This is a genomic window from Caulobacter vibrioides OR37 (assembly GCF_000372645.1).
Lineage (GTDB): Bacteria > Pseudomonadota > Alphaproteobacteria > Caulobacterales > Caulobacteraceae > Caulobacter > Caulobacter vibrioides_E.
Window position 1 is genome coordinate 132,391 of the sequence record NZ_APMP01000005.1, and the last position, 13,147, is coordinate 145,537.

Below are 13,147 nucleotides of genomic sequence, written 5' to 3' on the forward strand. Positions count from 1 at the left end.
GGCGTCAGACGTCCCGATCCGGATGCTGCCGGCTGACCACCGTCTCCGTCGGCCCCAGCGGCGGACGGACGGGAAGGTCGGCCAGATGCTCCATCCAGGCTGGACGGCGCTCGACGACCAGCTGGACGACGGGCTCGACGGCGGACGGATCGTCGAAGGCGAACACCGCCAGGTCGATCCGGTCATCGCTCCACTCGAAGGTCAGGGGCGTGCCGCACCCGGCGCAGAATCCGCGCCGGATCTTGTCGGAACTCTGGAAAGTCGCGCGTTGTCCGCGCGTCCAGGTCAGGGCGGCGACCTCGACCGTCACGAGCGCCCCGAACGGGCCGCCGAACGCCTTCTGACACATGCGGCACCAACAGATCGACGCGCGCTGGGGTTCGCCCTCGACCCGGAACCGCACCGCGCCGCACTGGCAGCCGCCGGACAGAGTCACGGCGCCAGTTCCGCCAGCACGCGCGCGCCGTCGTGGCCGGTGACCGTGAAGGCGACGATCTCGCCCAACGGCGCGTCGCCCGTGAAGCGGATCTCGGTGAAGTCCTCGGCCCGGGCGACGCCCTCGCGCTCCACCAGGCCCGACAGGACCCGGCCGATCTGGCGCTGGAGATGACGCTCGAGACCGGCCTGGCCGGCCTCGCGCAGGCGGCGGGCGCGCTCCTTGATCAGCGGTCCCTTCACCGGCGGCATCCGCGCGGCGGGCGTGCCGGGACGGGCGCTGTAGGGAAAAACATGCAGGAAGGCCAGATCGGCCTCCTCGACCAGCCGCAGGGTGTTCTCGAAGGCCTCGTCGCTCTCGGTCGGAAAGCCGGCGATCAGGTCGGCGCCAAAGGCGGTGTCGGGGCGCACGCGGCGGACTTCGGCCACCAGCTTCAGGGCGTCCTCGCGGCTGTGACGACGCTTCATCCGCTTGAGGATCAGATTGTCGCCAGCCTGCAGGGACAGGTGCAGGTACGGCATCAGGCGCGGCTCGGTCTCCAGCAGCCTGAAGAGATCGGGATCGATCTCGGCCGCGTCGATCGACGACAGGCGCAGACGCGGCAGGTCGGGGACCATGCGCAGGATTCGCCCGACCAGCTGGCCCAGGGTCGGCTGGCCCGGCAGGTCCGCGCCCCAGGAGGTGACATCGACGCCGGTCAGCACCACCTCGCGATAGCCCTCGGCGGCCAGCTTGCGCACCTGCTCGACCACCTCGCCGGCCGGGGCCGAACGCGAGTTTCCCCGGCCATAGGGAATGATGCAGAAGGTGCAGCGGTGGTCGCAGCCGTTCTGGACCTCGACATAGGCCCGGGCGCGGTCCTTCAGGCCGTCGATCAGATGGCCGGCGGTTTCCTTGACCGACATGATGTCGTTGACCCGCACGCGGGCGGTCGTCTCGGTCAGGGCGCCCGGCGCGGCCTTCTCGGCGTTGCCCAGCACCAGGTCGACCTCGGGCATGGCGGCGAAGGCGGCGGGATCGACCTGGGCGGCGCAGCCGGTGACGATGATCCGCGCGCCCGGCCGTTCGCGGCGGGCCTTGCGGATCGCTTGGCGCGCCTGGCGCACGGCTTCGTTGGTGACGGCGCAGGTGTTGAAGACCACCGCGTCCGACAGGCCGTCGGCGGCGGCGCGGGCGCGCATGGCCTCGCTCTCATAGGCGTTCAGCCGGCAGCCGAAAGTGACGACGTCGACGCCGTCCGGACCGGACAGCGTGGTCGCCGGTCCGCCCTCCTCGCCGGCTTCGGGCCCGGGCTTCGGCGTGGCCTTGATGACGGTGTAGGAGGCCATGAGCTAGGCCGCCAAGGCCTCGGGCAGCTTGCCGACGAAGTCCATGCTGACCGGACCGGTCATGATCACGTGGCCGTCGCTTTCGCGCCATTCGATGGTGAGGGCGCCGCGCTCGAACTCGACCTTGGCCTGGCGGTCGGTCAGGCCCCGCCGCACGGCGGCGACCTGGGCGGCGCAGGCGCCGGTGCCGCAGGCGGCGGTCAGGCCCGCCCCGCGCTCCCAGACCTTCAGCTGGATATGATCACGCGCGGCGATGTGGGCGAAGCCGACATTGACGCCTTCCGGGAACAGCGGGTGGTGCTCGACGAGGCTGCCGGTCTTGGTGGCGAACTCGTCCGAAACGGGCGCGTCGACGAAGAACACGACGTGCGGATTGCCCATCGAGACACAAACCGGCGTGTGCACCCACGGCGCGTCGATCGGACCGACCTGCAACTCGACGCGCTCGGTGTTCATCTCCTCCGACAGCGGAATCTGGGTCCAGTCCAGGCCCGGCCGGCCCATGTCGACCGTCACCAGCATCTCGCCGGCCGCGAGGCCCGACAGGCGGCCCGCCACGGTGTCGAACGCCACGGCCGTCTTGCCGGCCGACCGCATCAGCAGCCAGGCCACGCAGCGGGTTCCGTTGCCGCAGGCCCCGGCCGGTTCGCCGTCCGCGTTCCAGAACCGCACATAGGCCGAGGCGCCCTCGGCGCGCGGCGGGTCGATGGCGATCACCTGATCGCAGCCGATTCCACCATCCCCACGCTTGGCGATCGCGCGGATCTGCTCCGGGGTCGGCTCGAAGGTCTGGGTGGCGGTCTCGATGACGACGAAGTCGTTGCCGAGCCCGTTCATCTTCAGGAAGTTGCGGCTCATGGCCGGGCTATATAGTGGAAAAGCCGCGCCAAGTCAGGGGACGCGGCGACGCGGGCGCATTCGCGCTCGGCATCGATCGTTTGGGGACGGCGAACCGCGTGAAAGCCACTGGCGCGCGAACGAATGTCCGCTACCGTCCCCGACCATGCTCACGTTTCGTAACGGCTCCGTCGCCGCCCTGGCCCTCGCTCTTCTCGCGTCCGGCGCCGCGTGCGCCCAGGCCAATGATCCGCATCTCGACCTGGAAGGCGTCGAAACGCCGTCGTCCCTGGCCTGGGTGAAGGCCCAGAACGACAAGACCTTGCCGGTCCTGTCCGGCGATCCGCGCTTCCAGGGCCTGCAAGCCGCCGCGCTGAAGATCCTGTCGAGTCACGACCGCATCGCCACGCCGGATTTCATCGGCCGGACGGTGTTCAACTTCTGGCAGGACCAGACCCACGTGCGCGGCGTCTGGCGGCGAACGAGCCTGGAATCCTACAAGTCGGCCGATCCCCAATGGGAGACGGTCATCGATCTCGACGCCCTGGCCGCCGCCGAGGGCAAGAACTGGATCTGGAAGGGCGCGGACTGCCGGCCCAAGACCCACGACCGTTGCCTGGTGAATCTCTCGAACGGCGGCAAGGACGCGGTCACCGTCCGAGAATTCGACCTGACGACCAAGACCTTCGTCGATCCGGCGGCGGGCGGCTTCGTCCTGCCCGAGAGCAAGCAGACCCTAGAATGGCTGGACGCCGACACCCTGATCCTGACCCGCGACTGGGGTCCGGGCACGACCACCGACAGCGGCTACGGCTTCGTGATCAAGACGCTGAAGCGCGGCCAGGCCCTGGACCAGGCGGTGGAGGTCTATCGGGGGCAGAAAAGCGACGTCTCGGTGCGACCCGAGGTTCTGCGTGACGCTAGCGGCGCGCGAGTGGTGCTGCTGACCCGCGCAACCGACTTTTTCCACGACGAAACCTACCTATGGAATGGTGAGCGCGCCTATCGCCTGCCCGTCCCCCAGAAGGCCCAGATCGCCGGTCTGCTGGACGGCCGTCTGATCCTTCGGGTTCTGGAGGACGGTCTTGGCGCCAAGGCGGGCGATGTCGTCGCGGTCGGCCCCACGGCGACCGCCGGTCAGGTGATCTTTTCGCCCGGACCGCGCCAGTCGGTCGACCAGGTCGCGGTCACCGACCATGCGGTGGCGATGGCCATCTACGACAATGTCCGCGGCGAGGTGGCGGTCTTCAGGCCAACCGGCGCGACCTGGGTCCGCGCCGTTTTGCCCGGCCTGGCCAACGCCTCGGTCTCGCTCGGCTCACACGCCGACGAGGGCGACGAAATGTTTTATTCGGTCGAGGGCTTCACCACCCCGACAACCCTGCGCCTCGCCGACGCGGCGACCGGCGCTTCCGAGACGATCAAGGCCCTGCCCGCTCAGTTCGACGCCGCGAACCTGGTCGTCGAGCAGAAGTCGGCGATCTCGAAGGACGGGACCCAGATCCCCTACTTCCTGGTCCACGAAAAGGGCTGGGCGCTGGATGGCCAGAACCCGACCCTGCTGCACGCCTATGGCGGCTTCAACCTGTCCAAGCTGCCCGTCTATGACCCGCTGATCGGCAAGCTGTGGTTGGAGCGCGGCGGCGCCTATGCGGTGGCCAATATCCGGGGCGGCGGCGAGTTCGGCCCGGCCTGGCACGAGGCGGCGCTGAAAGCCAATCGACAGCGGGCCTATGACGACTATTTCGCGGTCGCCGAAAAGCTGATCGCCGACAAGGCGACCTCGCCGCGTCATCTGGGCGCCTATGGCCGCTCGAACGGCGGCCTGCTGATGGGCGTGGCCCTGACCGAGCGTCCAGACCTGTGGAACGCGGTGGTGGTCGAAAGCCCGCTGCTTGACATGATCCGCTACACGCAGCTGCCGGCCGGCGCCTCGTGGATCGGCGAATATGGCGACCCCGCGATTCCGGCCGAGCGGGCCTGGATCGAGAAGTACAGCCCCTATCAGAACCTCAAAGCCGGCGTGAAATATCCGCTGGCCTACATCACCACCTCGACCAAGGACGACCGCGTCCACCCTGGCCACGCTCGCAAGTTCGCCGCGCGCCTGGACGACCTGAAGGTCGACCATCTCTATTTCGAGAACACCGACGGCGGTCACGCCAATGGCGCGGACCCCAAGGCCAACGCCCGCCGCTGGGCGCTGCACTACACCTACCTGTCGCGCCAGCTGATGGATCACTAGATGCGTAAGTTCCTGACCGCCCTCTTCGCCTCCACGACCCTTGCTTCGACTGGCCTGATGACCCTGACCCCCGCGATCGCCGCCGACAACGCCAAGCCCGCCGAAGTCCGCACGCCATTGAATGAGCTGGGCAAGGACGATCCATACCTCTGGATGGAGGAGATCGAGGGGACCCGCGCGCTCGACTGGGCCAAGGCCCAGAACGCCCGGACCCTGCCGGTGCTTCAAGGCGACAAGCGTTACGCCGACCTGGAAGCCAAGGCCCTGGCCATCCTCAACGCCAAGGACCGCGTGCCTGGCGTGTCCTTCTCCGGCGATGGGTCGCTCACCAATTTCTGGCAGGACGCCGACCACGTGCGCGGCCTCTGGCGCCGGACGACCCTGGACAGCTACCGGACGGCCGAACCGACCTGGGAGACGATCCTCGACATCGACGCCCTGTCGAAGGCCGAGAACGCCAACTGGGTGTTCAAGGGCGCCAGCTGCCTGCCGCCCGACGAGACGCGCTGCTTGGTCACCCTGTCCAACGGCGGCAAGGACGCGGTCACGGTCCGCGAGTTCGACACCACGACCAAGGCCTTCGTTCCCGGCGGCTTCGTCCTGCCCGAGGGCAAGCAGAACTACAGCTGGCTGGACAAGGACACCCTGCTGGTCGCCCGCGAGTGGAAGCCGGGCGAGATGACCAAGTCGGGCTATGCCTACGTGCTGAAGACCCTGAAGCGTGGCGAGAGCCTGGATCAGGCCCGCGAGGTCTATCGCGGCCAGGAGACCGATGTCTCGGTCAGCCCTTACGTCCTGCGCGATCCAGACGGCAAGGTGATGGGCGTCATCGCCCATCGCGGCGTGACCTTCTTCGAGAGCGAGCACTATCTGATCACGGCGAAGGGCGCGGCCAGGCTGCCCCTGCCCGCCAAGTGCTCGATCCAGACCTTCGTCAACGGCCGACTGATCGTGCTTCTGGAGCAGGACTGGCCCGAGCAAGGCCTGAAGACCGGCGACCTCTTCGAATACAACATCGATCCGCTGACCGCCGACGCCCTGGCCAGCCTGGGCGACGGCAAGCCGGTCGGGGCCAAGCCGATGCTGGTGTTCCGCCCGACGGCCCGCCAGTCGGTGGAGTCGGTGACCAGCACGCGCGACAAGCTGATCGTTGGCCTTCTGGACAACGTGAAGGGCGCCGCCCTGGTCTTCGACCTTGGAAACAAGGGCTGGACGCGGCGAAAGCTCGATTTGCCGGCCAATTCCAGCATTGGTCTGGGCTCGGCCTCGGACAAGGACGACCGGCTGTTCGTCAGCGTCACGGGCTATCTGGCCCCAACGACCTACTGGCTGGCCGACGCCGCCACGGGAAAGCTTGAGCAGGTCAAGGCCTCGCCGGCCCGTTTCGACGCCTCGACCCATGTGGTCGAGCAGTTCGAGGCTGTCAGCACCGACGGAACCAAGATCCCCTACTTCGTCGTCCGGCCCAAGGACGTGAAGTATGACGGATCGGCCCCCACGCTGCTCTACGCCTATGGCGGCTTTCAGGTGCCGATGACGCCCGGCTATTCGGGCGTGATGGGCAAGCTGTGGCTGGAGCGCGGCGGGACCTATGTCGTGGCCAATATCCGCGGCGGGGGCGAGTTCGGTCCGGCCTGGCACGAGGCCGGGCTGAAGGCCAATCGCCAGAAGGTCTATGACGACTTCTTCGCGGTGTCGGAGGACCTCATCGCCCGCAAGATCACCTCGCCCCGGCGCCTGGGAATCATGGGCGGCAGCAACGGCGGCCTCTTGATGGGCGTCGCCCTGACCCAGCGGCCGGAACTTTACAACGCCATCGTCATCCAGGTGCCGTTGTTCGACATGATCCGCTACAGCCAGATCGGGGCCGGCGCCTCTTGGGTGGGCGAATACGGCGACCCGGCCATCCCGTCGGAACGCGCCGTGATCGCCAAGTACGACCCCTATTCGAACCTGAAGGCCGGGAAGAAATACCCCGAGGTGTTCATCGAGACCTCGACCAAGGACGACCGCGTCCACCCGGCCCACGCGCGCAAGGCGGCGGCTCGGCTCGAGGCTCTCGGCTATCCGGTGCTCTATTACGAGAACGTCGATGGCGGCCACGCGGCCAGCGCCAACCTGGCCGAGACCGCTCGTCGCCAGGCCCTGGAGTACGTTTACCTGACGCGAAAGCTGATGGATTGAACATAGACGACACGGCGTTCGACGGAACGGCGCATCGTCAACGTTAAGGAAAGCTATCGGCGGCAATATGTCGCCGTTTCTTTCCTCGGGGTGGCGTCCCTTGCCCATCGAAGTCGTCAAGGCCCTGGATCTCTCGTCCTCGGACGTCGCGCGGTGGGCGGAACTTCAGCGCGGCCAGACCCGCCTGGACTCGCCGTTCCTGTCGCCCCACTGGGCCCTGGCCGTGGCCAAGGCCCAGGCGGAGAAGGGCGACGAGGTCAAGATCGCCATCCAGCGCGACGCCAGCGGCCAAGCGGTGGGCTTCCTACCCGCTCGGGTCCGCCAAGACGTGGCCATGCCCGTCGGCGCGCCGATGTGCGACTATCAGGCCCTGGTCACCGCGCCCGGCGTGACCATGAACCCGCGCGAGCTGCTGTCGGCCCTGGGCGCCCATCGCATCGATTTCTGCCACATGCTGGCCGACGACGTGACCCTGGCGCGCCACGGTCGCGGCCAGACCGACAGCTGGGTCGTCGAGACCCCGGAGGGCTATGAAGCCTACGCGGCCGAACGCAAGGCCGCCGGCGTCGGCGTGCTGAAGGACATCGACAAGAAGCGTCGCAAGGCCGAGCGCGAGGTCGGCCCCTGCCACTTCACCGCCATGTCGCAAAGTCGGGCGGCCTTTGACCAGCTGGTCGCCTGGAAGCGGGTTCAACTGCTGCTGACCCACCAGACCGACCTCTTCCAGACGCCGTGGGTCAACAGACTGCTGGACCACCTGTTCGAGCGGCGGGAACCCGACTTCGGCGGCGGTCTCTACACCCTGCATCTGGGCGAGCGGCTGGCCGCGGTCCATCTGCACCTACGCGGCGAGCACACGATCCACGGCTGGCTGATCGCCCACAATCCGGACCTGGAGCGCTATTCGCCAGGCCTGATGCTGTTCCAGGACATTCTGAAGAGCATGGACGGCACGCCGTACATGCGCCTCGATCTCGGCACCGGCGACTATCGTTTCAAGCGCGAGCTGTCCAACGCCCAGCAAAAGGTGGTGTTCGGCTTTCTCGGCGCGCCCTCGGTGCCGACCCTGGTGCGCCATGCGGCCTATGGCGTGCGCCAGATGGTCGAGGCCCTGCCGCTGGGCCGCGTCTCCGAGATCCCCGGCAAGGCCATGCGGCGCATCGACCTCCTCCGCGGCCTTCACTAGAGCTGCGGGAGAGCCGTCAGCGGTCAGTGGACCGCGTTCAGGCGGATGGCCTTGGGGTCGAGACCCCCGGCCGCCCAAGCGCGGGTCCAGCCGTATTTCAGCTCGCCCTCGCGGAAGGCGAAGCGGTCCAGGTGCCTGGCCACCACGTCTTCCAGTCGGGCCAAGCCTTCGAGGTCGATCGCCTCGATCGTGATGTCCAAGCCGTCCGGGTGGGCGCTCATGCGACAGGTCCCCAGCGGCAGCGGAAAGAAGGCCGAGGTCTCGTCGTAACGGACCTCGAACTTGTGACTCCAATGCTTGGCCAGTTGGACCATGTAGCGGCTCGCCTTGTCCGTGATGACGCGGGCGTGGCTTTCCATGGGCTTTCCCTCCCTAGATGGTCTCGATGGCCGCCGCCGCGTCGTCCAGCGCCTTGGCGATGGCCGTGATCTGCTCCGCGCTCAGTTGGCCGCCATGCAGCTTGAGCCGCAGGGCTGTCTTCAGGTTTTCGCGGGCGCGCAGGATCTGCGGCGAGAACGCCGCGCTGGCCGAAGCCGCCTCGGCCATGCGCTCGAACAGGGAGCGGACCGGCTGCTCGTTGCTGGCCAGGAAGGCCTCGCCTTCCGGCGTGATCGTGTAGAGCTTCTTGCCGCCGCCCGCGTCGCTGGCCACCACATAGCCCAGCTCTTCGAGCAGGGTGAGGGTCGGATAGACCACGCCGGGGCTGGGGCTATAGGCGCCGCCGGCGGCGGTCTCGATCGCCTTGATTAGCTCGTAGCCGTGGCTGGGCTTTTCGGCGATCAGCTTGAGGACCACGAAGCGCAAGTCGCCGTGGTCGAAAAAGCGACCCATGCGGCCGCCTCGGCCGCGCGGACCGTGGTGATGACCGTGCATTCCGCCGAACGGGTGGCGGCCGTGGTGCTCGCCCCCATGACCGTCCCAGCGGCCGCGATGATGATGGTGTCGTCCAAACATGCGCATACTCCGATGCGGTTTCGTTATATCGAAATGTTAGATATATCGAAAATCGCAGCCGTCAAGCGCTATTTCGATATATCTAATAACATCGGGCAAACTCGGACCGATTTCCGCCGCGTCTCGGATTCAGAGGTTCAAGTGGCGGCTTGGCCACACCCGTAAGGCAAAGCTGAGCCGAATTAGGTCGGGGCCATCTTGATACGGATGACGATATGAATACATGGCGGGGGTAAGAGCAGGAGCATGAGCTTGAATCATCGGGTCCCTAGCGCGCGCCGTAAGGCCGCCGGCCGGCGCATCGCCGCCGGAACGGTCGTCGCCGTCGGCCTGGCGGCCCTAGCCTCGGGCGCTCATGCCGGGAACAACGTCGCCGTCGTTCCTACCCCTCCGACCACGGACACATCCGACGCGCTGCGGGCTCATGACCCCCTGGAGCGCCTGAACCGCGGCTCGTTCAAGCTCGGCATGGGCGTCGACAAGGCCCTGCTGGCCCCCGTCGCCCACGGTTACATGGCGGTGGCTCCCAAGCCGCTGCGCGAGCGGGTCGGCAACGTCGTCTACAATCTGGGCGAGCCCAACACGGTGATGAACGAGGTGCTGCAGGGCAAGCCGAAGATGGCCATGCGCACCACCACGCGCTTCATCGTCAATTCGACGGTGGGCGTCCTGGGCCTGTTCGATGTCGCCTCGCACATGCACCTGCCGCCGCACGACGCCGACTTCGGCCAGACGCTGGGCAAATGGGGCGCGGGACCTGGCGCCTACCTCTATGTTCCGCTCATGGGCCCGCTGAACGCGCGCGACGCCGCCGGCCGCATCGTCGACGTCGTCACCGATCCTGTTTCGCTGCTCGTCGGCGGTTTCTCGACCGACTTCGGCAAGGCCCGCACGGGCGTGACCATTGTCGACCTGCGCGCCAGGACCGATCCGGCGTTCGAAGCGCTCAAGGACGCCGCGGACCCGTATGTGACCACGCGCTCGGCCTATACGCAGTACCGCGACGCCGTCGTCCGCGAGGCGACCGGCAAGGCCGAGGAACTCCCCGATTTCGATTCGCCGCCTACAGACTATTCCAAGTCGCCGGCGGCGACCACGCCATGAGCACCCCCGGTAAGATCATGAAAAGCACCCTCACCACTCGGCGCGGCGCGAACGTCGCGCTTTTGACGTTCTTCGGCGCCGTCGCGCTCGGCGCGGCCAGTCCCGCCCTGGCCCAGGCGCGCGATCCCGGCGCCGAAGCCTTCGTCCAGACCAAGGCACAGAAGGTGATCGCCACCCTGGCCAACAAGAGCCTGTCGGACGCCCAGAAGAAGCAGATCTTCCATCAGGCCATCGACGAACTGGCCGACGTGCCGAAGATCACGAACTTCGTTCTGGGAAAGTACGCCCGCACCATCACGCCGGATCAGCGCGCCCGCTTCACGCCGGTGTTCCGCGCCTATGCCGAGAACGTCTATCAGAGCCGCATCGACGACTATCACGGCGAACAGCTGAAGGTGACCGGGTCGGTGGTCCGCAAGCCCGGCGACGTGATCGTCAACAGCACGGTCGGCGGCGGTCAGCTGAGCCAGCCCGTCGCGGTCTCGTGGCGCGTGCTGGGCGGCGGCCAGAACTGGAAGGTCGTCGACGTTCAGTTCAAGGGCATCTGGCTGGCCATCACTCAGCAGCAGGACTTCGTCTCGACGATCGACAACGCCGGCGGCAATATCGACGTCCTGATCAACCAGCTGCAAAAGGGCGGGCAAGCCTCGTCGGCGCGCCGCTAAGCGCGGGTTGGGTTTAAGTGTGAGCGGTTAAGCCGCTCGAACGCGCTCTGGGTCTGGGATTTAGAACGCGGAATGAAGGGGATTTGGCTTTGCGCGAACAATGGGCCGAGACGGCCATGGGCGTCGTCGTTCTCGCCCTGGCGGCGGGTTTTCTGACCTACTCGCTCAGCGTGGGCGCCGTTCACATGAAGAGCGGCAACTATGAGATCAGCGCCAAGTTCGGCGAGGCGGGATCGCTGGCGCCCGGCGCGGCGGTCAGCGTCGCCGGCGTCAAGATCGGCACGGTCTCGCGGGTCACGCTAGAGCCGAAGACCTTTCTGGCGGTCGCCAAGCTCAGCATCGATCCGACGGTGAAGCTGCCGTCGGACTCGACCGCCAAGATCACCAGCGACGGCCTGCTGGGCGGCGCCCACGTAGCCATCGCGCCGGGCTCGGCCCTGGACGATCTCAAGCCCGGTGGCGAAATCGAGAACACCCAGGGCGCGGTTGACCTCTTCGGCCTGATCGGCTCGGTCATTCGCCCGCAAGGCGGCGGAGACAGCGCGGCCAAGACGCCCGCCCCCGCCGCGAACCCGGCGACGCAACCGGCCGCGAGCTACTGAGATGGCCTCGGCCGAGGCGGCCCGGTCGGCCGCCCCCAACCCCATTCGCGCCCTGGGTCGGTCGACCCTGACCGCCCTGCGCACGGTCGGCGGCGTCGCCGTCTTCGCCCTGCGCGGCGTGGCCGCGGCGCTGACCCCGCGTTGGTTCTGGGACCAGTTGCTGCGCCAGTTCGCGGCGATCGGCTTCTTCTCGCTGCCCGTGGTCGGTCTGACGGCCGTCTTCACCGGCGCGGCCCTGGCGCTGAACATCTTCACCGGCGGCGGGCGCTTCAACGCCGAACAGGTGATGCCGCAGATCGTGGCCCTGGGGATCACCCGCGAGCTGGGTCCTGTGCTGGCGGCGCTGATGCTGGCCGGTCGCGTCTCGGCCGCCATCGCCGCCGAGATCGGGGCCATGCGCGCCACCGAACAGATCGACGCCATGCGCACCCTGTCGACGGATCCCTTCCGCTACCTGGTGGCGCCGCGCCTGCTGGCCGGCGTGCTGATGCTGCCGCTGCTGACCGCCGTGGCCGACACGATCGGCGTCGCTGGCGGTTGGCTGGTGGCCACGCGCGTGCTGTCGTTCAACCCCACCATCTATATCCGCAACACCATCACCTTCCTCGAGAGCTGGGACGTCGTCTCGGGCCTGATCAAGGCCGGGGTGTTCGGCTTCATCGTGACGCTGATGGGCTGCTACCACGGCTACAACGCCTCGGGCGGCGCGCGCGGCGTCGGGCGAGCCACGACCCACGCCGTGGTGTCGTCGGCGATCCTGATCTTCGCCTCCGACTACCTCCTGACCACCCTGTTCACCCACGCCTCATGACCGACGTGACCCCCAAGCTCGCCTGGAAGGGCGTGACCAAGCGCTTCGACGGCCGCGCGGTGCTGGACGGGCTGGACCTGTCGGTGGCGCCGGGCAAGTCGCTGGTGATCATCGGCGGCTCGGGCCAGGGCAAGTCGGTGACGATCAAGACCGCCATGGGCCTGATGCGCCCCGAGGCCGGCAAGATCGAGCTGGACGGCAAGAACGTCGTTGGTCTGTCGGAAAACGCTCGCCGCAAGCTGTTCTCGCGGATCGGCGTGCTGTTCCAGGGCGCGGCGCTGTTCGACAGCCTGACCATCTGGGAGAATGTCGCCTTTCGTCTGCTGAACGCCGACGGCGTGGGACGGAGCGAGGCCAAGGCCCGAGCGGTCGAAGCCCTGGACCAGGTGCGCCTCGCGCCATCGGTCGCCGACCGCTTCCCCTCGGAACTGTCCGGCGGGATGCAGAAGCGCGCCGGCCTGGCCCGCGCCATTGTCGCCCAGCCGGAAATCCTGTTCTTCGACGAACCGACCACGGGACTGGACCCGATCACGGCGGCGGCGATCAACCAGCTGATTTCCGATCAGGTGAGGCGTCTGGGCTCCACGGCCGTCTCGATCACCCATGACCTGGCCTCGGCCCAGACCATCGGCGACGAGATCGCCATGCTGCACGACGGCAAGATCATCTGGCGAGGTCCGGCGGCGGACCTCCACACCACCGATAACCCCTACGTCCGCCAGTTCGTCGAGGGCCGGGCCGAGGGCCCGATCGCCCACGCGGTCTAGATCAAACGGCGCGATACAGGACTCGCGC

At 67.6% G+C, this 13,147-nt stretch carries 12 protein-coding genes and 1 pseudogene; 8 read left to right on the forward strand and 5 right to left on the reverse strand.

Going from position 1 to position 13,147, the window contains the following annotated elements:
• Positions 1 to 4: 4 nt before the first annotated feature.
• Genes OR37_RS06705 through dapF form a run of 3 tightly spaced genes read right to left on the reverse strand, consistent with a single transcriptional unit; the run spans position 5 to position 2,622 of the window.
• Positions 5 to 436 (reverse strand): GFA family protein, encoded by a 432-nt coding sequence (locus OR37_RS06705; RefSeq protein WP_004617329.1) that lies wholly within the window; start codon positions 434 to 436, stop codon positions 5 to 7.
• Positions 433 to 1,764, reverse strand: coding sequence for a tRNA (N(6)-L-threonylcarbamoyladenosine(37)-C(2))-methylthiotransferase MtaB (gene mtaB, locus OR37_RS06710; RefSeq protein WP_004617330.1), 1,332 nt, complete (start codon positions 1,762 to 1,764; stop codon positions 433 to 435). Before mtaB ends, OR37_RS06705 begins: the two co-directional genes overlap by 4 nt.
• A 3-nt stretch (positions 1,765 to 1,767) precedes the next feature.
• Complete coding sequence (dapF, locus tag OR37_RS06715) at positions 1,768 to 2,622, reverse strand: diaminopimelate epimerase (protein ID WP_004617331.1); 855 nt, start codon at positions 2,620 to 2,622, stop codon at positions 1,768 to 1,770.
• Between the two features lie 14 nt (positions 2,623 to 2,636).
• Here dapF and OR37_RS06720 point away from each other — a divergent pair.
• The 3 genes and pseudogenes from OR37_RS06720 (at position 2,637) to OR37_RS06730 (ending at position 8,216) form a co-directional block, all read left to right on the forward strand.
• Positions 2,637 to 4,846, forward strand: a pseudogene (locus tag OR37_RS06720) (prolyl oligopeptidase family serine peptidase).
• Positions 4,847 to 7,030: a prolyl oligopeptidase family serine peptidase gene (locus tag OR37_RS06725; RefSeq protein WP_004617333.1), complete on the forward strand. Its 2,184-nt coding sequence runs from the start codon at positions 4,847 to 4,849 to the stop codon at positions 7,028 to 7,030.
• A gap of 100 nt (positions 7,031 to 7,130) precedes the next feature.
• A complete protein-coding gene (locus OR37_RS06730; protein ID WP_035017060.1) occupies positions 7,131 to 8,216 on the forward strand; it encodes a GNAT family N-acetyltransferase in 1,086 nt (361 codons plus the stop codon).
• 23 nt (positions 8,217 to 8,239) lie between these two features.
• Here OR37_RS06730 and OR37_RS06735 read toward each other — a convergent pair whose 3' ends face one another.
• Positions 8,240 to 8,575, reverse strand: coding sequence for a DUF2218 domain-containing protein (locus OR37_RS06735; RefSeq protein WP_004617335.1), 336 nt, complete (start codon positions 8,573 to 8,575; stop codon positions 8,240 to 8,242).
• Between the two features lie 13 nt (positions 8,576 to 8,588).
• Positions 8,589 to 9,170 carry a PadR family transcriptional regulator gene (locus OR37_RS06740; RefSeq protein ID WP_165570577.1) on the reverse strand — a complete coding sequence of 194 codons (582 nt, stop codon included), beginning with the start codon at positions 9,168 to 9,170 and terminating at the stop codon, positions 8,589 to 8,591.
• A 246-nt stretch (positions 9,171 to 9,416) separates the two neighbouring features.
• Between OR37_RS06740 and OR37_RS06745 the strand changes: the two genes are divergently transcribed.
• From OR37_RS06745 to OR37_RS06765, 5 genes are all read left to right on the forward strand, one after another.
• Positions 9,417 to 10,274 carry an MlaA family lipoprotein gene (locus OR37_RS06745; RefSeq protein WP_035017046.1) on the forward strand — a complete coding sequence of 286 codons (858 nt, stop codon included), beginning with the start codon at positions 9,417 to 9,419 and terminating at the stop codon, positions 10,272 to 10,274.
• Complete coding sequence (locus tag OR37_RS06750) at positions 10,271 to 10,939, forward strand: MlaC/ttg2D family ABC transporter substrate-binding protein (protein ID WP_004617338.1); 669 nt, start codon at positions 10,271 to 10,273, stop codon at positions 10,937 to 10,939. The genes OR37_RS06745 and OR37_RS06750 overlap by 4 nt, the downstream gene beginning before the upstream one ends.
• Before the next feature lie 83 nt (positions 10,940 to 11,022).
• Positions 11,023 to 11,541 (forward strand): outer membrane lipid asymmetry maintenance protein MlaD, encoded by a 519-nt coding sequence (gene mlaD / locus OR37_RS06755; RefSeq protein ID WP_035017047.1) that lies wholly within the window; start codon positions 11,023 to 11,025, stop codon positions 11,539 to 11,541.
• Position 11,542: 1 nt separating this feature from the next.
• Entirely contained in the window at positions 11,543 to 12,352 is an 810-nt protein-coding gene (locus tag OR37_RS06760; protein ID WP_004617349.1) for an MlaE family ABC transporter permease, read from the forward strand.
• Positions 12,349 to 13,119: an ABC transporter ATP-binding protein gene (locus tag OR37_RS06765; RefSeq protein ID WP_004617351.1), complete on the forward strand. Its 771-nt coding sequence runs from the start codon at positions 12,349 to 12,351 to the stop codon at positions 13,117 to 13,119. The genes OR37_RS06760 and OR37_RS06765 overlap by 4 nt, the downstream gene beginning before the upstream one ends.
• The last annotated feature ends 28 nt before the right edge of the window (positions 13,120 to 13,147 follow it).